15 protein-coding genes are annotated in these 17,393 nt (G+C 58.7%); 4 read left to right on the top strand and 11 right to left on the bottom strand.

Annotation, left to right across the window (positions count from 1 at the left end; genetic code table 11):
- Window positions 1–45: 45 nt before the first annotated feature.
- From ACWPM9_RS06080 to urtA, 10 genes are all read right to left on the bottom strand, one after another.
- Window positions 46–462 (bottom strand): lysozyme inhibitor LprI family protein, encoded by a 417-nt coding sequence (locus ACWPM9_RS06080; RefSeq protein ID WP_428188913.1) that lies wholly within the window; start codon window positions 460–462, stop codon window positions 46–48.
- 27 nt (window positions 463–489) lie between these two features.
- The gene (locus tag ACWPM9_RS06075) at window positions 490–795 is read right to left on the bottom strand and encodes an urease subunit beta (protein WP_428188914.1); all 306 of its coding nucleotides are present in this window, start codon (window positions 793–795) and stop codon (window positions 490–492) included.
- Window positions 796–814: 19 nt separating this feature from the next.
- A complete protein-coding gene (locus tag ACWPM9_RS06070) occupies window positions 815–1,117 on the bottom strand; it encodes an urease subunit gamma (protein ID WP_428188915.1) in 303 nt (100 codons plus the stop codon).
- Between the two features lie 30 nt (window positions 1,118–1,147).
- A complete protein-coding gene (locus ACWPM9_RS06065; RefSeq protein WP_484757091.1) occupies window positions 1,148–1,969 on the bottom strand; it encodes an urease accessory protein UreD in 822 nt (273 codons plus the stop codon).
- Window positions 1,970–2,001: 32 nt separating this feature from the next.
- A complete protein-coding gene (locus tag ACWPM9_RS06060) occupies window positions 2,002–3,051 on the bottom strand; it encodes a CE1 family esterase (RefSeq protein WP_484757090.1) in 1,050 nt (349 codons plus the stop codon).
- A 96-nt stretch (window positions 3,052–3,147) separates the two neighbouring features.
- Complete coding sequence (urtE, locus tag ACWPM9_RS06055) at window positions 3,148–3,843, bottom strand: urea ABC transporter ATP-binding subunit UrtE (RefSeq protein WP_484757089.1); 696 nt, start codon at window positions 3,841–3,843, stop codon at window positions 3,148–3,150.
- A gap of 98 nt (window positions 3,844–3,941) precedes the next feature.
- Window positions 3,942–4,706 carry an urea ABC transporter ATP-binding protein UrtD gene (gene urtD, locus ACWPM9_RS06050; protein ID WP_428188919.1) on the bottom strand — a complete coding sequence of 255 codons (765 nt, stop codon included), beginning with the start codon at window positions 4,704–4,706 and terminating at the stop codon, window positions 3,942–3,944.
- Between the two features lie 4 nt (window positions 4,707–4,710).
- Complete coding sequence (urtC, locus tag ACWPM9_RS06045) at window positions 4,711–5,874, bottom strand: urea ABC transporter permease subunit UrtC (RefSeq protein ID WP_428188920.1); 1,164 nt, start codon at window positions 5,872–5,874, stop codon at window positions 4,711–4,713.
- Window positions 5,871–7,475, bottom strand: coding sequence for an urea ABC transporter permease subunit UrtB (gene urtB, locus ACWPM9_RS06040; RefSeq protein ID WP_428188921.1), 1,605 nt, complete (start codon window positions 7,473–7,475; stop codon window positions 5,871–5,873). The genes urtC and urtB overlap by 4 nt, the downstream gene beginning before the upstream one ends.
- Before the next feature lie 165 nt (window positions 7,476–7,640).
- Entirely contained in the window at window positions 7,641–8,930 is a 1,290-nt protein-coding gene (gene urtA / locus ACWPM9_RS06035) for an urea ABC transporter substrate-binding protein (RefSeq protein ID WP_428188922.1), read from the bottom strand.
- A gap of 233 nt (window positions 8,931–9,163) precedes the next feature.
- Between urtA and ACWPM9_RS06030 the strand changes: the two genes are divergently transcribed.
- From ACWPM9_RS06030 to ACWPM9_RS06020, 3 genes are all read left to right on the top strand, one after another.
- Window positions 9,164–9,715 (top strand): biliverdin-producing heme oxygenase, encoded by a 552-nt coding sequence (locus ACWPM9_RS06030; protein WP_484757088.1) that lies wholly within the window; start codon window positions 9,164–9,166, stop codon window positions 9,713–9,715.
- Window positions 9,716–12,274, top strand: coding sequence for an HWE histidine kinase domain-containing protein (locus ACWPM9_RS06025; protein ID WP_484757087.1), 2,559 nt, complete (start codon window positions 9,716–9,718; stop codon window positions 12,272–12,274). It abuts the gene before it with no gap.
- Window positions 12,275–12,409: 135 nt separating this feature from the next.
- Complete coding sequence (locus ACWPM9_RS06020; protein WP_428188925.1) at window positions 12,410–13,315, top strand: S1C family serine protease; 906 nt, start codon at window positions 12,410–12,412, stop codon at window positions 13,313–13,315.
- 404 nt (window positions 13,316–13,719) lie between these two features.
- On the opposite strand, the gene ACWPM9_RS06015 is transcribed toward ACWPM9_RS06020, so the two are convergent.
- Window positions 13,720–13,872, bottom strand: a complete 153-nt coding sequence (locus ACWPM9_RS06015) for a hypothetical protein (RefSeq protein WP_484757086.1) — start codon at window positions 13,870–13,872, stop codon at window positions 13,720–13,722.
- 145 nt (window positions 13,873–14,017) lie between these two features.
- Between ACWPM9_RS06015 and ACWPM9_RS06010 the strand changes: the two genes are divergently transcribed.
- On the top strand, window positions 14,018–17,389 hold the full coding sequence (locus ACWPM9_RS06010; RefSeq protein WP_484757085.1) for a hybrid sensor histidine kinase/response regulator: 3,372 nt from the start codon (window positions 14,018–14,020) through the stop codon (window positions 17,387–17,389).
- The last annotated feature ends 4 nt before the right edge of the window (window positions 17,390–17,393 follow it).

The raw sequence follows: 17,393 nt of genomic DNA, 5'->3' as shown, positions 1-17,393 counted from the left end.
GGTTGTCGCCAGACGCCGAGAAACCGGCGTCTGGCAGAGAAGCTATCAATATTCCTCGATCAGTGCCTTCAGCTCTTCCGTCCGATTGCGGGTCAGATCTGCCAGACATGAGGACACGATCAGGGGGCGAATGCTGCCACCGTAATAGCGGTAGCCCTGAGCCTCGCACTGGCCGTCACGATAGGTAATCCAGGCCCGCTGTGCCGACAGAAGCGATTTCTCCGCGCCGCGCTGGGCGGCATCGTCGATATCGCGGTCCACCTCGGCCATCGCCTTCTTGGTGATCGTCCACTGGGCATTGAGCTCCGCATCGGCGGCCTCGTAATCGCGGGCGGAACAGACATTCATGTCGAACTGCGTCATGGCGTTGTTGCAATCCACATCCGGCTCGTCATCGCCCAGGGCGGGACCTTCGGCCAAAGACACGCAGCCGCAAAGCGCAAAGATCAATGCTGCTTTCATAACCTGGCCTCCTCCCGCAAATTCACCTCAAAGAGCTCCCATGACCTGCTGGCGAAAACCGTAAACCTCGCGCTTGCCGGAAAGCGGGATCAGTGAAACCTGCCGCGTCTGGCCCGGCTCGAACCGAACGGCCGTGCCGGCCGGAATATCAAGCCGCATGCCCCGCGCCTTGTCGCGCTCGAAGGAGAGCCCGCCATTGGTCTCGAAAAAATGGTAATGACTACCCACCTGCACCGGCCGATCGCCGGTATTGGAGACCTCGAGAGTGATGCTCTCGTGACCTGCATTCAGTTCAATTTCGCCTGCAGCGGCAATGACTTCGCCCGGAATCATGAATCAGTCTCCCAATGGCTTAACGGATAGGTTCATGCACGGTCACAAGCTTGGTCCCGTCCGGGAAGGTCGCTTCCACCTGCACATCATGGATCATCTCGGCCACGCCCTGCATCACCTGATCGCGGGTAATCACATGCGCCCCCGCCTCCATCAGGTCGGCAACGGCTCTGCCGTCGCGCGCGCCCTCGACCACGAAATCGGTAATCAGCGCGATCGCTTCCGGATGGTTGAGCTTCACGCCGCGCTCCAGCCGGCGACGCGCCACCATCGCGGCCATCGAGATCAACAACTTGTCTTTTTCTCTCGGCGTCAGATTCATGCCCGCTCCAATTGTGCAATGCGTTCGTAATTACAGATTCCAGACTTTCGGCACTGAGGCGCCGCCGCGCAAGACCGAAATGACCGGAATAAGCTTTTTTCTTAAGGCAAAGCCGTCGCAAGCGGCCATCCGCACCACAAGCTTGCCGTTCCAGTGGCTGGCACCGCCCTCTCCCTCGCCCAGCAACGCTCTCACTTTGGGCAAGAGCGCCTCGGCAATCGGCCCGACATAGAGCAGCGTGGCAAAAGCCGCCTGACCGGAAAGCACCGCCACCTCGGCCGTCAGTGCTGAAATATCGCCGTCCAGTTTCAGTTCTTCGGCGTGGATCAGCTTGCCCGCGCGCCGGATGCGCCAGCTGTCGCGCATCAGCCCGCGCTGCATCGTCTCGCCCATGGCCTTGCGTCCGAGCAGCACGGCCTCGACCGCAATCAGTTCGGCATCTTCGGCCAGATCGACATCCAGCCGGCGCGTCAGCGACGCATTGTCGAAGAGAATGGATTCTTGCGGCAGCCAGTGCACCCGTGCGCCCGCTCCGGCCTCGATCGCCGTGGTAATCTCGGCGGTGCCCTCCTGCGCCTTGTAGATCTTTTCGCAGGCCTGGGTGGTGGCTGTGATGAAGGTGCCTGCACCGGCGCTGATCGACCAGTCCATCCGGTCGCCGCCGGTAAGACCACCAGCGGTATTGATGATCACCGCTTCCATTTCATCGGAGAAAGTCTGAGGCAGCCTGATCTTGGCGGCGCCCTCCTGAAAGAGCTCCGCCAGACGGCTGCGCCCGTCGAGCGCCTTGGCAACCACGCGCCCACGACCGCGGGCGCGCTGATGGTTCAGTCGAGCGGTTGACTGCAACATATCCCCTGTCCGCCCGACTTTTGCGGGCTAGTTTATTGGCGGCTGGGCGCACCGCTTTTGTTGGGCTCACCTGCAAGCAGGCCGCCACCCGAATTCTTGAAAAACTCCCATATTCCCGCTGTCGCATCAACCTCTTCAAGTCGGTCGTCCGCAGAAGATTCAAGCTGAAAGGGCACACGTTTTTTCAGCCAGGCATGGCCGGCATCGGGGATGACGAAGGACATGACCGTCGCACCGTCCCGGCATCCGCCATACATCGAAACACTGGCCTTCTCGCCTTCATGGTTCATCGGCTTCATGTCGCAGCCGTTAAGCGCAGCCCAGCGCCCGACGGCCACTTCGCCACCATACTGCCAATAGGGCTTTCCCCCGCCGGCAAATGGATTGACGTTATCTTTCAGCCCCGAAAAGGCGATGATCGAAACGGGCTTGGCTGGATTGCAGGTATCCGGACGCGGACGCCAGCCCCCGCCTTCTTCCTGCTCGGGATATCCGGCACGAAGCCCCATCATGAAACCGGCTGCGGCAAATGCATCATTCCCGTTGCAGATGAATTGCGACAGCATGCGACCGCCGCCCGAATAACCGGTGGCATAGATACGCTTCTGGTCGACACAGGCGTTATCCTCCGCATAGCGGATGGCATCGCGAATAAAGGCCGATTCATCGAGCCCGTTATCGGCACTCACGCCTGCGACCGGCACAACACCTGGAACATTCCACGCATGCCCGCCCTGGATGGACCCCTTCAGACTGCCCTGAAGCGCCATCACCAGAAAGCCTTCGCGCTCTGCCACCTGATCCCAATGGCTGCGGCTGAGCTGCGCGACCGGATTGCTGTTGGACCCGTGAAAGTCAAACACCAGAGGCAGTTTGCGTGTCCCACTATAGCTGGACGGCACGAAAAATACCGCTGAACGGTCAACGCCGTCGGACTGGATCGTCACCTTGTGGCGTCCGGGTCCAAAGCCCGGACCGCATTCCAGCGCATGGGCTGCAGAATTGACGATCGTCAGGAAAATGGCTGCAAGCAAGACAAGAATCCCTGCCTGCCAGCGGTTGGAAACCGCGCTGGTTGTCATGGATACACCTCTGTTTGTAGATGCGCGTTCAATATCACGTCAGCCCACAGCATCAAGCGGATATCCTTAACAATTCGTCAAGTCTGCCTTGCATTTTCAGACCGTCAGATGACGACGCGCCTCCTGTGTGTCCAAAGTGTCAGCCGGCCCCTCATGCACGATCTCGCCGCGATCCATGATGTAGACATGATCGGCAAGCTCGCGGCAGAAATCCAGATATTGCTCGACCAGCAGGATGGCCATCCCGGTGGAATCGCGCAGGTAGCGGATCGCCCGTCCGATATCCTTGATGATCGACGGCTGAATGCCCTCGGTCGGCTCGTCCAGAACGAGGATCTGCGGTCGCGTCACCATAGCCCGGCCGATGGCGAGTTGCTGCTGCTGACCGCCGGACAGATCGCCGCCCCGGCGCGAGAGCATGGTTTGCAGCACAGGAAACAGACTGAAGATGTCGTCCGGAATGGTGCGGTCCTTGCGGGAAAGCGGCGCATAGCCGGTCTCCAGATTTTCCTTCACCGTCAACAGCGGAAAGATCTCGCGTCCCTGCGGCACATAACCCAGTCCCTGTTTGGCCCGGTTGAACGGCGCCATGCCGTTGAGCGTCGTGCCATTGAAGGAAATCGTTCCCCCCGACACCGGATGCTGGCCGGTCACCGCTCTCAAAAGCGAGGATTTCCCCACACCGTTTCGCCCGAGAACGCAGGTGATCTTGCCCATGGGGGCCGAAACGCTGACGCCTCTGAGCGCCTGCGCGGCCCCGTAATGGAGGTTGATGTTGTCGACAGTCAGCATGGTGACCTCCGTAAAATCCAGTGGTGGGAGCGGACCTCCCGTCGCGGAACTGGAGGGGGAGGAGCACGCCATACAGCGCAAGTCCTCCCCCTCGCCCCCTACCGCCCCAGGTAGTTTTCAATGACTTTCTGATCGTTCGAGACGAAGTCGATCGATCCTTCTGCCAGCACCGATCCCTCGGCAAGACATGTGACCTTCACACCAAGGTCGCGGATGAAGCCCATGTCGTGCTCGACCACGACAACAGAGCGCGTCTTGGCGATCTGACGCAGCAAAATGGCAGTTTCCGCCGTCTCCGCATCGGTCATGCCGGCAACCGGTTCATCGACCAGCAGCAGCTTGGGCTCCTGCGCCAGCAGCATGCCGATTTCCAGCCACTGCTTCTGTCCGTGGCTGAGATTGGCGGCCAGTTCGTCGCGACGTCCCGTCAACCGGATTGTCTCCAGGATCTCGTCGATGCGATCCTTGTCCTCGCCGCTCAACTGATAAAACAGCGTGGAAAACACCCCTCTCTTGCGGTTGAGCGCCAGTTCGAGATTGTCCCACACCGTGTGGCTTTCGAAGACGGTCGGCTTCTGGAATTTGCGACCGATGCCCAGCTGGGCAATATCGGCCTCATCCTTCTTGGTCAGATCCACATGATCCTCGAACATGACAGTCCCGCTATCGGGCCTGGTCTTGCCGGTAATGATGTCCATCATGGTCGTCTTGCCCGCGCCATTGGGGCCGATGATGGCCCTCAGTTCGCCCGGCTCGACCACGAAGGACAGGGAATTCAGCGCCTTGAACCCGTCAAACGAGACGGACACGCCGTCGAGATAGAGAAGGCTCTTCTTCTTGCTCTTGTCGAGTACCGCGTTCATGGGCTCACTCCGCTGCCTGTGGGACCTGGGATTCGCGATCCCGTCCCTTTTCCGCTTCCGCTGCAGCCTTCATGGCCTTGCGCGCATTCCAGCCATGCTGGACCGTACCGACAATGCCCTTGGGCAAGAGCAGCGTTGTGGCGATGAACAAGCCACCCAGCGCAAACAGCCAGATCTCGGGAAAGGCTCCGGTAAAGAAGCTCTTGCCGCCATTGACCAGCACGGCACCGATGATCGGACCGATCAGCGTGCCGCGACCGCCGACAGCCGTCCACACCACCACTTCGATGGAGTTGGCAGGCGCAAATTCGCCCGGATTGATGATGCCGACCTGCGGCACGAACAACGCACCGGCAATGCCGGCCATCATGGCCGAGACCACGAAGGTGAAGAGCTTGATATTCTCCACCCTGAAGCCCAGGAACCGCACCCGGCTTTCCGCGTCGCGCACGCCCACCAGCACCTTGCCGAATTTGGAGCGGGTAATGGCCGAGGCAATGATCAGGCAAAGCGTCAGCATGATCGCCGACATCGCAAACAGGATCGAGCGCATTCCGTCCGACTGGACGGAAAAGCCGAGGATGTCCTTGAAGTCGGTCAGCCCGTTATTACCGCCAAAGCCCATGTCGTTACGGAAGAAGGCCAGCATCAGCGCGTAGGTCATCGCCTGGGTGATGATCGACAGATAGACGCCATTGACGCGAGAGCGGAAGGCGAACCAGCCAAAGATGAAGGCAAGCAAGCCCGGCACCACAAGCACCATGATCATTGCAAACCAGAACATGTCGAACCCGGACCAGAACCAGGGCAATTCCTTCCAGTTCAGGAACACCATGAAGTCGGGCAGGAGCGGGTTTCCATAAACGCCGCGGGTGCCGATCTGACGCATCAGATACATGCCCATGGCATAGCCACCGAGCGCAAAGAAGGCGCCGTGGCCAAGTGACAGGATGCCACAAAAGCCCCAGACCAGATCGAGTGCCAGCGCCAACAGGGCATAGCAGAGATATTTGCCCATCAGCGAGACGGCATAGGTGGGGATATGAAAGAAGCTGCCCGGCGTGGTCAGCATGTTGAGCGCCGGCACCAGCGCGGCCACCGCCAGAAGAATGGCAGCCGCAATGATGATCTTGCCGTCGAAAGCGCGAAGGATGAAACCGGTAATCATGCTTCCACTGCCCTTCCCTTGAGTGCGAAGAGACCGCGCGGGCGCTTCTGGATGAAGAGAATGATCAGAACCAGCACCAGGATCTTGCCCAGAACGGCACCAACCGAAGGTTCGAGGAACTTGTTGAGCACACCGAGCGACAGGGCGCCGACCAGAGTTCCCCAGAGATTTCCGACCCCGCCGAACACCACGACCATGAAACTGTCGATGATGTAGCTCTGGCCGAGATTGGGCGACACATTGTCGATCTGGCTGAGGGCCACACCGGCGATCCCGGCAATACCTGAGCCAAGGGCGAAGGTCAGCGCATCGACCCAGGGCGTGCGGATCCCCATGGAGGATGCCATGCGCCGGTTTTGCGTCACCGCCCGCATCGACAGCCCGTAGGAGGAACGTTTCATCAACGCCAGCAGCGCAAAGAAGATTGTCAGCGAAAAGATCACGATCCACATGCGGTTCCAGGTGATGGTCAGCCCCCCCAGCGGGAAGGAGCCGGACATCCAGGACGGATTGCCCACTTCCTGATTCGTCGGCCCGAAGATCGAGCGCACCGACTGCTGCAGGATCAGCGAGATACCCCAGGTAGCAAGCAGCGTTTCCAGGGGACGGCCATAAAGAAAACGGATCACGCTGCGCTCGATGGCAAAACCGATCACGCCGGTCACCGCAAACGCGACCGGCAGCGCAATCACCAGCGACCAGTCGAACAGGTAGGGCGCGTTGGTGCGAATGACATCCTGCACCACAAAGGTCGAATAGGCCCCCAGCATGACCATTTCGCCATGGGCCATGTTGATGATGCCCATCACCCCGAATGTGATGGCAAGGCCGATGGCCGCCAGAAGCAATACCGACCCAAGCGACACCCCGTACCAGACATTCTGGCCCAGATCCCAAAGCGCCAGATTGCTCTCGATGGCCGCAATGGCGGAATCCAGATCTGCCTTCAGACTGTCATCGACCGTCGAGGAAACCGAGCGAAGCACGGAAATGGCGTCGCGGTCACCGCGCACTTTGAGCGTCTCGATCGCTTCGCGCTTCTGTTCAATCGGTCGCTCCGACGACAAAAGCGACACTGCGCGCGCTTCTTCCATGCGCGACTTGACCTCGGCGTCTGTTTCCTTGGCAAGGGCTGCCTCGACCAGATCGAGACTTTCCTCGCTCGGCGCATTGAGAATGGAACTGGCAGCCTGAAGGCGCGTATTGCGATCCGGGCTCATCAGCGTCAAGCCGCCAATGGCGGTGCGAATGGCACGCCGCAGCGGATTGTTGACGCGAATCTTGGAGACAGCGCCTTTGGCCACCGCCTCCACCTCTTCGCCGGACACGGGATCGACCAGCATGAGTTGCTTGCCGGCAGGCTTGGCGACAAACACCGCCTTGTCCATTTTGCGGAAATAGAGATCGCCTTCGGCAAAGGCTTCAAGGGCTGGCACAACGCGGCTGTCGCCGGTGGCACCGATCTGTCCGATGATCTCTTCGGCCTGTCCGAATTTGGCCCCGGCAAGGCTGTCGAACAGCGCCTTGGGGTCGGCGCTCTGGGCGAAGGCCTGCGTTGCAATCGAAACGATGAAAATGAATATAGCGAGAAGTCGGGTCATCACTACGGGTCCCTTGTCGCCCCGCCCCTGGCTCCAAGGCCAATTGTCTTTGCGCAAGGCAAGACAGGGAGTTCGGCAACGCTGTGTCAGACTCGTCCTCTCCCCCCGCTTGCGGGGAGAGAGTTGCGCAAAAAGGGCTAAGCCGAAGCTTGGAGGTCGATGGGCCTAGCTGCCCTTGCCGCCGCACTTGCCTGTGGCAACGTTGAAGTTGCCGCATTCCATGGGCTTGCGCCAATCGGAGATCAGATCCTTGGAGTCCGGCAGGTAGTCGGACCATTCGTCGCCGACAACCGATGGTGTCTGCTGAACGATTTCGAACTGGCCGTCGGACTGGATTTCACCGATCAGAACAGGCTTGGTGATGTGGTGGTTCGGCATGACGGTCGAATAGCCGCCAGACAGGTTTGGAACGGAGACACCGATAATGGCATCCAGAACCGGATCTGTGTCGGTGGTACCGGCCGCTTCAACAGCCTTTACCCATGCGTTGAAGCCGATATAGGCAGCTTCCATCGGATCGTTGGTCACACGCTTGTCGTCCTTGATGAACGCATGCCAGCTATCGATGAACTCGGCATTGACGTCAGCATCGACCGACTGGAAATAGTTCCAGGCCGCGAGGTGGCCGACCAGTGGAGCGGTATCGAGACCGGCAAGCTCTTCTTCGCCCACGGAGAAGGCGACAACCGGAATGTCCTCGGCCTTGACGCCCTGGTTGGCGAGTTCCTTGTAGAATGGCACATTGGCGTCACCATTGATGGTGGAGACCACGGCCGTCTTCTTGCCGGCAGAGCCGAACTTCTTGATATCCGATACGATCGTCTGCCAGTCGGAATGACCGAATGGTGTGTAGTTGATCATGATATCGTCTTCAGCCACGCCCTTGGACATCAGGTAGGCTTTGAGGATCTTGTTGGTGGTCTGCGGATAGACATAGTCGGTACCCGCCAGAACCCAGCGCTCGACGCCTTCGGCATCGGCGAGATAGTCGACGGCCGGGATGGCCTGCTGGTTTGGCGCAGCACCTGTGTAGAAGATATTGCGCGAGGATTCTTCACCCTCGTACTGAACAGGATAGAACAGGATCGAGTTCAGCTCTTCAAAGACTGGAAGGACGGACTTGCGCGACGACGAGGTCCAGCAACCGAAGACGGCAGCAACCTTGTCCTGGCTGATCAGCTGGCGAGCCTTTTCGGCAAACAGCGGCCAGTCGGAGGCCGGATCGACGACGACGGCTTCAAGCTTCTTGCCGAGCACGCCACCCTTCTTGTTCTGCTCCTCCACCATCATCAACATGGCGTCCTTGAGCGTCGTCTCGGAGATTGCCATAGTGCCCGACAGCGAGTGAAGAACGCCGATCTTGATCGTGTCTTCCTGTGCAAGCGCGCCGGTAAAGGCAGTGGTGGATAGCATCGCGCCTGCAAGCGCGCCCATCAAATGTGTCTTGAGTTTCATTGTCGTGAACCCCTCTCTTTGTAACGCAACTTTTTGGTTAAAAGTCATTAACAGTTGCTGGAGGGGACTATCCGACGCTGCAGTGCAAAATCGTATACGTCAATTGACGTAGGTGGTGGGGCAAAGACGCGTCATTCAGAACAATCTAATTCTTTACCATCCCCAGTTGACGTGGACACCAAAAGCGCCACATAGAGGCGCGGTTTCAGAAATGACAGGAAAACACCTTCCCTATGCCCTCTTCAGAACGCCGGTGGCTGCTGCGGTCAGGAACGTCGACGCTCCATGAAGAGCTGGACAGACGTGTCGGGTCCATTTCTGACCTTGGAAGCTATCAGCGATATCTTCGCGGCATGATGCGCTTCAGGGGGCCTTTGGAGCGAACGCTCGCTGATGCCTCCTATCCTTCCCAGCTTTCAGGATTCACACCGAGTTACATCGCCTCCTCCCTTCAGCGCGATATGATGGTGGTAGCGAACGATCAGGTCGCGCATGGACAGGAAATGTCCGACATTGACCTGTCTACGCCGGAAAAAATGTTCGGCACACTCTATGTGCTGGAAGGCTCCACCCTTGGATCTCGCCTATTGATCAAACAAGCGGCCGCGATCGGTATTGACGAAACCAACGGTGCCGAACACCTTGCAAAACAATCGGCCAGCGGTGGGAACTGGAAAGCGTTCCTTGCGTTATTGGAGAGCGCTGAAGATCTGGACGACCAGGCCATCATTGTGTCTGCGTTGCAAACATTCACCGTTGCCATCGATGTTTTTGAGAAGATCTGAATGCGCTCATCCGACCCCGTAAATCTCACAAATTGTGATAGAGAACCCATCCATATCCCGGGCAGTATTCAGCCCCATGGATGCTTGATCGCTTGCGATATCCAGGCCGGAAATGTTCTCAGATATTCCGAAAACTGTGCCGAAATGCTGGGCATTCCGTCGCTCGGCATAGGCGACAAGCTTGGCGAACTGATCGGCAGCAACGCCACCCATGACATCCGCAATGCACTGGCGGCAGCTCCACAGGCCTCCCGGCCGGCACTTTTGCCGCGCATGCGACTGGAAAACGGCAAGGTGGTCGACATCGCCGCCCACCGTTTTGCCGGCCATGCCATCATCGAATTCGAGGAAGCCGATCTTGAACTGCAACCTTTACAGCTGACCCGTGAGTTGATCGGCCGTATTCGTACGACAACCGACACGCAGAAACTGCTGCGCATGACCACCAATCTGCTGAAGGCGGTTCTGGGTTACGACCGCGTCATGCTCTATCGTTTCGAGCAGGACGGTGCCGGCAAGGTGGAAAGCGAAGCCAAGCGTCCCGACCTTGAAAGCTTTCTCGGCCAGTATTTCCCGGCAAGTGACATTCCTCAGCAGGCACGCCAGCTTTATATCAACAACCCGATCCGCATCATTTCGGACGCCCGCGGCGATCGCTCAGTCATCCACCCTGTGTTGAATGAAGACGGCGAGCCACTGGATCTGTCGCACGCACATTTGCGCAGCGTCTCTCCGATCCATCTGGAATATCTGCGCAATATGGGCGTTGCCGCATCGATGTCGGTCTCGATTGTGGTCGATGGCGAGTTATGGGGACTGATTGCCTGCCATCATTATTCCCCGAAAATACTGACCCTGCCCCAACGCGTGGCCGCCGAAATGTTCGGCGAGTTCTTTTCCATGCATCTGATCGGCCTTCTTCAGCAAAGCAAACTCGACGTCGTCACCGAAGCCAGAAAGTCGCTCGACCGGTTTTTGACCAGCGCGACCGAGGAGCTGGATGTCTCCGAAGTGATGGAGCGGGCGCTGCCGGATTTCCGCGAGATGATCGCCTGCGACGGCATCGGCCTCTATCTCGATACCGAATATCGTTCTTTCGGGGTCAGCCCGCCGGAAAGTGCAATCGAGGATCTGGCAACCTATGCCAATACAGAAGGTGAGAACCGCATCTGGTCCACCAGTAGCCTGTCTGCGATCTATGAGGCCGCCGAACCCTACTACAAGGATGTCTCGGGCGTCCTGTTCATCCCCCTGTCAAAGGTCTCTGGCGATTGCCTGATGTTCTTCCGCAAGGAACGGCTGGAGACTTTGAACTGGGCCGGAAACCCGGACAAGCTTTATGAAGCCGGCCCCTTGGGCGACCGCTTGACGCCGCGCAAGAGCTTTTCCATCTGGAAGGAAACAGTCGACCGGATGTCGGAGACCTGGACCGAGGCAGAGCATGAGATCGCCGCTGCCATTCAGTCGGCCACGGTCGAGGTCGTTTTGCGCCACAATCAGCTGATGCAGGAAGAACGCCACAAGGCGGAACTGCGCCAGCGACTGCTCAATGAAGAACTCAATCACCGGGTCAAGAATATCCTGGCCGTCATCAAGTCTCTGATCGCGACACCCGCGCGCGACGCGACCTCGCTGGCAGATTATGTGGCGACCCTCAAGGGCCGCATCCAGGCGCTTTCTCACGCCCATGACCAGGTTATTCGCGGTAGCGGCGGCGGCGATATTCAGGGGCTGTTGGAAGCCGAACTGTCACCGTTCAGCACAGCTTCAGCCATCACGTTCAATGGTCCCAAGGTCCAGCTCGATGGACGCGCCTATGCCGTTGCGGCCCTCGTCTTCCATGAACTGTGCACGAATGCCGCCAAATATGGTTCGCTGTCCCGGCCGAAAGGCTCTCTCAAGGTCGAGTGGAACCTGCTGTCGGACGGCGACCTGGAAATTTTTTGGAACGAGACGGGCGGTCCCCCCGTTACTGGCCAGAGCAAACGTGGATTTGGAACCGCGCTGATAGAGCGCAGTATCCCATTCGACCTTGGCGGCGAAAGCACCGTGAGCTTCGATAGGGAAGGCTTGGCGGCGCAGATCAAAATTCCGGCAAAGTTTTTGACCATATTGGAAAAAACGGGCCATCGGGAAGTACGCGAGACAGTGCCGGATGGTCAGTCCAATTTGAAAGGTATCGATGAAATGTCAGTCCTGTTGGTCGAAGATCAGGTTCTTATCGCCATGGATGTTGAGTTCATGCTGGAGGGAATGGGCGTCGGTGAAGTCATGACCGCCAATTCCAGCCGAATGGCTCTCGATACCTTGAAGACCTTTTCGCCCGATGTAGCACTTCTCGATATCAATCTTGGTGCTGGAACCTCCGTCCCCGTCGCAGAAGAGCTGACGAGACGTGGTATTCCGTTCATCTTTGCAACCGGATATGATGACCGCACGGCCCTGCCGCCCGAGCTTCTGTCGGTGCCTGTCGTGCGCAAACCCTATGACGCCAGCCAGCTCCAGAAGGCCCTGACCGAACGCCTGGCGACCTCGGGTGAGAGTGCAGAATCGACGTAAAGCCTTCTGCCCGACGCTAAAAAAGCACACCCATCAGGGTTGCACTCCCTCTGAAACGCCATACCTTTACAACAGCAAGGTTTGTCATCGTCGGCAGACCAGTATGGCCCGTTTTAAACCAATCAGGATGGGAGCATGAATATTACCGACATCCTGCGGTCCGTCGTGGCCGTCCACGCAAACATTCCCGAAGACGCCTTCACCGCCGACACGCTCGGCATCAGGCGCGAGGGAAGCGGCGTGGTCATCCGGGAAAATGGACTTGTTCTCACCATCGGCTATCTGGTGACCGAGGCAGATGACATCTGGTTGACGCGTGATGACGGTCACATCGTGCCGGCCCATGTGGTCGCCTATGATCAGCAAAGCGGCTTTGGCCTCGTCCAGGCACTGGGCGACCTCGGCGCTCCACCGCTGGAACTGGGCGATTCCGATCTGATCGATGTCGGCGACAGGGTCTTTTTGTCCGACGGCATGGGCCAGACCGTGCCTGCCGGTATTGTCGCCAAGCAAGAATTTGCCGGTTATTGGGAATATCTTCTCGACGAAGCCATCTTCATCTCGCCGGCACATCCCTCTTGGGGTGGCGCAGCATTGGTGGACGAAGATGGCCGCCTGATCGGCATCGGCTCTCTCAGACTGCAGATGAGCCAAGGCAGTTCCGTCTCCGATATCAATATGGCTGTGCCGATCAACCTGCTCAAGCCCATTCTGGAAGATCTGATGGCGCTTGGTCAGGTCGACCGCCCGCCGCGTCCTTGGCTTGGTGCCTATTCTGCCGAGAACAACGGCCGCGTGATCGTCATGAACGTCTCGAAAGGCAGTCCGGCAGAGGTTGCAGGCCTGCAGCAAGGCGACATCATCTCGGAGATCAGGGATGTGGAAGTGGAAGGCCTGGCAGATCTCTACCGCAAGGTCTGGGATAGCGGTCAGGCCGGCGTGGAAATCCCCATGCGCATCATCCGCGACGGCCGAGATACCTGGTTGCGTGTCAAATCCGCCGATCGAGGCAGCTTTCTGAAGAAGCCCCAGATCCAGTAAGCAGGCGTCTCAGGGATCGATGCGCGCTTTCACTCCTCTCGCGGTGTGAATGAAAGCTTCCTTTTTTGTTGTCCGCCAATATCGCCTGCCTGATCGGCTGAGAGAAGTGCTGCGAATATAGCCGTCATCCACACGGCTTGGATCATCAGGTCGAGGCTGCAAATCGTAGACGGGCCAGATGTGGCGGTGTGGCTGGGAAAAGCACACCCCATTCCTCTCTCGGTCCGATCCGATTGCCATCGCCACGGATCGTGGCACCTCGGCGAAGTGTCGATCTCGCCCGCCTGAGGCAATGCGTGTGCGACAGGTACCGCCACGACCTGGTGCGGGACTGGGAAACGTCACTGAGGTGTGACGCCATATTCAGCGTTTTCAAGATCGGCGACGGTGTCATCGTCCAGATCTCAGAGAACAAGGACTTCTCGCTTCTGGCGCTTCAACGGTTTGTAAGGTTCAAGGTCACCGGCAGACAAATAGCCGCCGATGACGCGCCCATGACGGGTGATCCCAATCACCTTCTCGGTAGTGGTCGCAGGCATTCTCGATACATCAGCCATGATCTCACTCCGGTTCTTTGTACATGGCGTAAATTGTCGAATAAGCGCAGCACAACCTTCAGCGATACAACGGCTTGCAATTCGTCCCATTCCCGTGAAAATGCCTAAACTGTATTCAGCTTGCCCGGAGCGCTAGTATTTAGGCATGGCCGCACGCCAACGCATCATTCCCGTCCGCCGCGATTATAACCGCTGGGTGGCCAACCAGACGCTGGAAGACTATGCGCTGCGCTTTACGGCAAAGAGTGCGCGTCAGTTCTCCTCCTCCCGCATCTCGCAAACGGCTATCGGCGCCATTTCCTTTCTGGCGCTGGAGGCCATCGGCGGCACGATCACCCTCTCCTACGGCACCACGAACGCTTTCTTTGCCATTCTGGCAGCAGCGGTCCTGATGCTGATCGTCGGCATTCCGATCAGCCGCTATGCCATCCGCCACGGTGTCGACATCGACCTCCTGACCCGCGGTGCCGGCTTTGGCTATATCGGCTCGACGGTCACCTCGCTCATCTATGCAAGTTTCACCTTCATGCTGTTTGCGATCGAGGCATCGATCATGACCGGCGCGCTGGATCTGGCCTTTGGCATTCCACCCTGGATCGGCTACATCATCTCGGCCATCGTGGTGATCCCGCTGGTGACCTATGGCGTCCGGCTGATCTCGAAATTCCAGCTGATCACCCAGCCCTTCTGGATCATCCTCAATATCCTCCCTTTCGCCTTCATTGCCTTTGCTGACTGGGAAAAATTCGACGTCTGGCGTGCCTTTGCCGGCATTCATCATTCCGATGCCATGCCGGGCAACGCCGCACCGTTCGACCTGTTCGAATTCGGCGCTGCCTCCGCTGTCATTCTGGCCTTGATGCCGCAAATCGGCGAACAGGTCGACTTTCTCCGCTTTCTGCCGCCGGAAGGTTTGCGCAAGATCCATCACCGCATTGCGGTGTTTCTGGCGGGGTCAGGCTGGGTCGTGGTCGGTGTACCCAAACTGCTGGCGGGGTCCTTCCTTGCCGTCCTGACGCTTGAACTTGGCATGCCCGTTCGCGATGCTGCCGACCCGGCCCACATGTATCTCGCGGCCTTCGGCTACATGATCCCCAATGAAGCGGCAGCCATGCTGCTGATGGTCGCCTTCGTCGTCGTTTCGCAGCTCAAGATCAACGTGATGAACGCCTATGCCGGCTCGCTCGCCTGGTCGAATTTCTTCTCGCGCCTCACCCACAGCCATCCCGGCCGTGTGGTCTGGCTTGTTTTCAACGTCCTGATCGCACTTTTGCTGATGGAGCTTGGCATCTACCGGCTGCTGGAAGAAACACTCGGCATTTTCTCCATCATTGCCATGGCCTGGCTGTCGACCATTTCCGCCGATCTTTGCATCAACAAACCGCTGGGGCTTGCCCCGCCCGGTATCGAATTCAAGCGCGCCCACCTCTACGATATCAACCCTGTCGGTTGCGGCACGATGATTCTGTCGGCGGCCATCGCCCTTGCCGCCCATTTCGGCCTGTTCGGCGCGCTGCTTGCATCCTTGTCCACCTATGTGACCCTGATTGCCTTCCTCATTTCGCCGCTGATCGCCTGGGCGACCGACGGCAAATATTATCTGGCCCGCAAGGCACGTCAGGGCTGGAAGACCGAGAGTTCCATCACCTGCTCCATCTGCGAGCACCCTTTCGAGCCGGAGGACATGGCCTGGTGTCCCGCCTATGCAGCACCGATCTGCTCGCTGTGCTGCTCGCTCGACAGCCGTTGCCACGATATGTGCAAGCCGCACGCAAAGCTGAATGCGCAGATCGGCACCGTCGCACGCACATTCCTCTCCAATACGATCGTCGAGCGCCTGTCCACGCGACTTGGCCGCTATGTCATGATTGCCGTGATTGCCATATCGATCATCGGTGGCATTCTGGCTTTGATCGCGCATCAGGTGGGCGCCGGCACCCCGCAAACGGCCGACGTGGTGGATCGCACTGTGCTGATCGTCTTCTTCGTCTTTGCCGTCGTCACCGGCGTTGCCAGCTGGTTCTACGTTCTGGCCCATGACAGCCGCATGGTGGCCGAAGAGGAATCCTCGCGCCAGAACACGCTGCTGTTGAAGGAAATCGCCGCCCACCGGAAAACGGATGCGGCCCTCCAGGCTGCCAAGGAAAGTGCAGAAGCGGCCAACCGCGCCAAGAGCCGCTATGTCGTCGGCCTGTCCCATGAGCTGAGAACGCCGCTCAATGCCGTTCTGGGCTATGCGCAGCTTCTGGAACATGACGAGACCATTCCCCCGCCAAGGCAATCCGCCATCAAGGTTATTCGCCGCTCCGCCGATCACCTGTCGGGTCTGATCGACGGCCTTCTCGACATCTCCAAGATCGAGGCCGGTCGCCTGCAGGTCTATTCCAACGAATTGAACCTGCCGGAATTCCTCGACCAGATCGCCGATATGTTTGCGCCTCAGGCCCAGGCCAAGGGCTTTGCCTTCGTCCACGAGCGCCCGCCCAACCTGCCGCAATATGTGAGAACCGACGAGAAACGCCTGCGCCAGATCCTCGTCAACCTCCTGTCCAATGCCATCAAATTTACCGACGAAGGCGCAGTCAGGTTTACCGTCGCCTATCGCAGCCAGGTCGCGACCTTCACCATTGCCGACAGCGGACGGGGCATCACCGAGCGCGATCTGGCGCGCATTTTCGAGCCTTTCCAGCGCGGCGAGGCCGATAATATTCGTCCCATGCCGGGCCTTGGCCTTGGCCTCACGATCACCCGGCTCTTGACCAATACGCTGGGTGGAGAAATCGCCGTCACCAGCGAGCGCGACAAGGGCACGACCTTCAAGGTAAGACTGATGCTGTCTGCCATAGATCGCCCCAGCACCGCCCCTGCCCCGGAACGCAAGATCACCGGCTATTCGGGTCCGCGCCGCACCATTGTCGTCGTCGATGACAATGAGGATCATCGCGAGATGATGCATAAAATGCTGGTCCCGCTCGATTTCATCGTGCTCACCGCCAATTCCGGACCGGACTGCCTGACATTGATCGAGGGCGCCAAGCCCGATCTCTTCCTTGTCGACATTCAAATGCCTTCCATGAACGGTTGGCAACTGGTGGAAAAGCTGCGCGACGCCGGCCAGGCGGCGCCGATTATCATGCTGTCGGCCAATATCGGCGATGGCTCCGCCTCCCCCGGCACCGACGGCCATAACGACGCCATTGCCAAACCCATCAATATGGGCCGTCTGCGTGACAAGCTGGCTTTGCATATGGGGCTCGACTGGGCATACGCCGATGAACAGCAAGTGGTGGCAAAAGGTGAAGACAAGCCGATCGCAAGCCCGGGCCGCTCCCACGTCGAGGATCTGATGCGTCTCGGCGAAATCGGCTATGTGCGCGGCATCGAATTGAAACTCGCCGACCTTGCCAAACAGGAGCAGAACCTGCCATTTACCAAGGCTGCGGGGACCTTTGTTCAGGCCTTCGATATGGCCGGATATTCGGCCTTTCTGAAATCATTCTCCGAGGAGGACGCTTAGACCC

This window comes from Agrobacterium sp. H141 (assembly GCF_057158725.1).
This window is presented reverse-complemented; position numbering and strand designations above follow the sequence as displayed.

Bases quoted from the DNA above. Each gene is read 5' to 3' on its own strand.
- urtA (WP_428188922.1), bottom strand. From the start codon at position 8,930: ATGAAACTCAAGACACATTTGATGGGCGCGCTTGCAGGCGCGATGCTA.
- urtC (WP_428188920.1), bottom strand. From the start codon at position 5,874: ATGATTACCGGTTTCATCCTTCGCGCTTTCGACGGCAAGATCATCATT.
- ACWPM9_RS06075 (WP_428188914.1), bottom strand. From the start codon at position 795: ATGATTCCGGGCGAAGTCATTGCCGCTGCAGGCGAAATTGAACTGAAT.
- ACWPM9_RS06025 (WP_484757087.1), top strand. From the start codon at position 9,716: ATGCGCTCATCCGACCCCGTAAATCTCACAAATTGTGATAGAGAACCC.
- ACWPM9_RS06030 (WP_484757088.1), top strand. From the start codon at position 9,164: ATGCCCTCTTCAGAACGCCGGTGGCTGCTGCGGTCAGGAACGTCGACG.
- ACWPM9_RS06060 (WP_484757090.1), bottom strand. From the start codon at position 3,051: ATGACAACCAGCGCGGTTTCCAACCGCTGGCAGGCAGGGATTCTTGTC.
- ACWPM9_RS06015 (WP_484757086.1), bottom strand. From the start codon at position 13,872: ATGGCTGATGTATCGAGAATGCCTGCGACCACTACCGAGAAGGTGATT.
- ACWPM9_RS06065 (WP_484757091.1), bottom strand. From the start codon at position 1,969: ATGTTGCAGTCAACCGCTCGACTGAACCATCAGCGCGCCCGCGGTCGT.
- ACWPM9_RS06080 (WP_428188913.1), bottom strand. From the start codon at position 462: ATGAAAGCAGCATTGATCTTTGCGCTTTGCGGCTGCGTGTCTTTGGCC.
- urtD (WP_428188919.1), bottom strand. From the start codon at position 4,706: ATGAACGCGGTACTCGACAAGAGCAAGAAGAAGAGCCTTCTCTATCTC.
- ACWPM9_RS06070 (WP_428188915.1), bottom strand. From the start codon at position 1,117: ATGAATCTGACGCCGAGAGAAAAAGACAAGTTGTTGATCTCGATGGCC.
- urtE (WP_484757089.1), bottom strand. From the start codon at position 3,843: ATGCTGACTGTCGACAACATCAACCTCCATTACGGGGCCGCGCAGGCG.
- urtB (WP_428188921.1), bottom strand. From the start codon at position 7,475: ATGACCCGACTTCTCGCTATATTCATTTTCATCGTTTCGATTGCAACG.
- ACWPM9_RS06020 (WP_428188925.1), top strand. From the start codon at position 12,410: ATGAATATTACCGACATCCTGCGGTCCGTCGTGGCCGTCCACGCAAAC.
- ACWPM9_RS06010 (WP_484757085.1), top strand. From the start codon at position 14,018: ATGGCCGCACGCCAACGCATCATTCCCGTCCGCCGCGATTATAACCGC.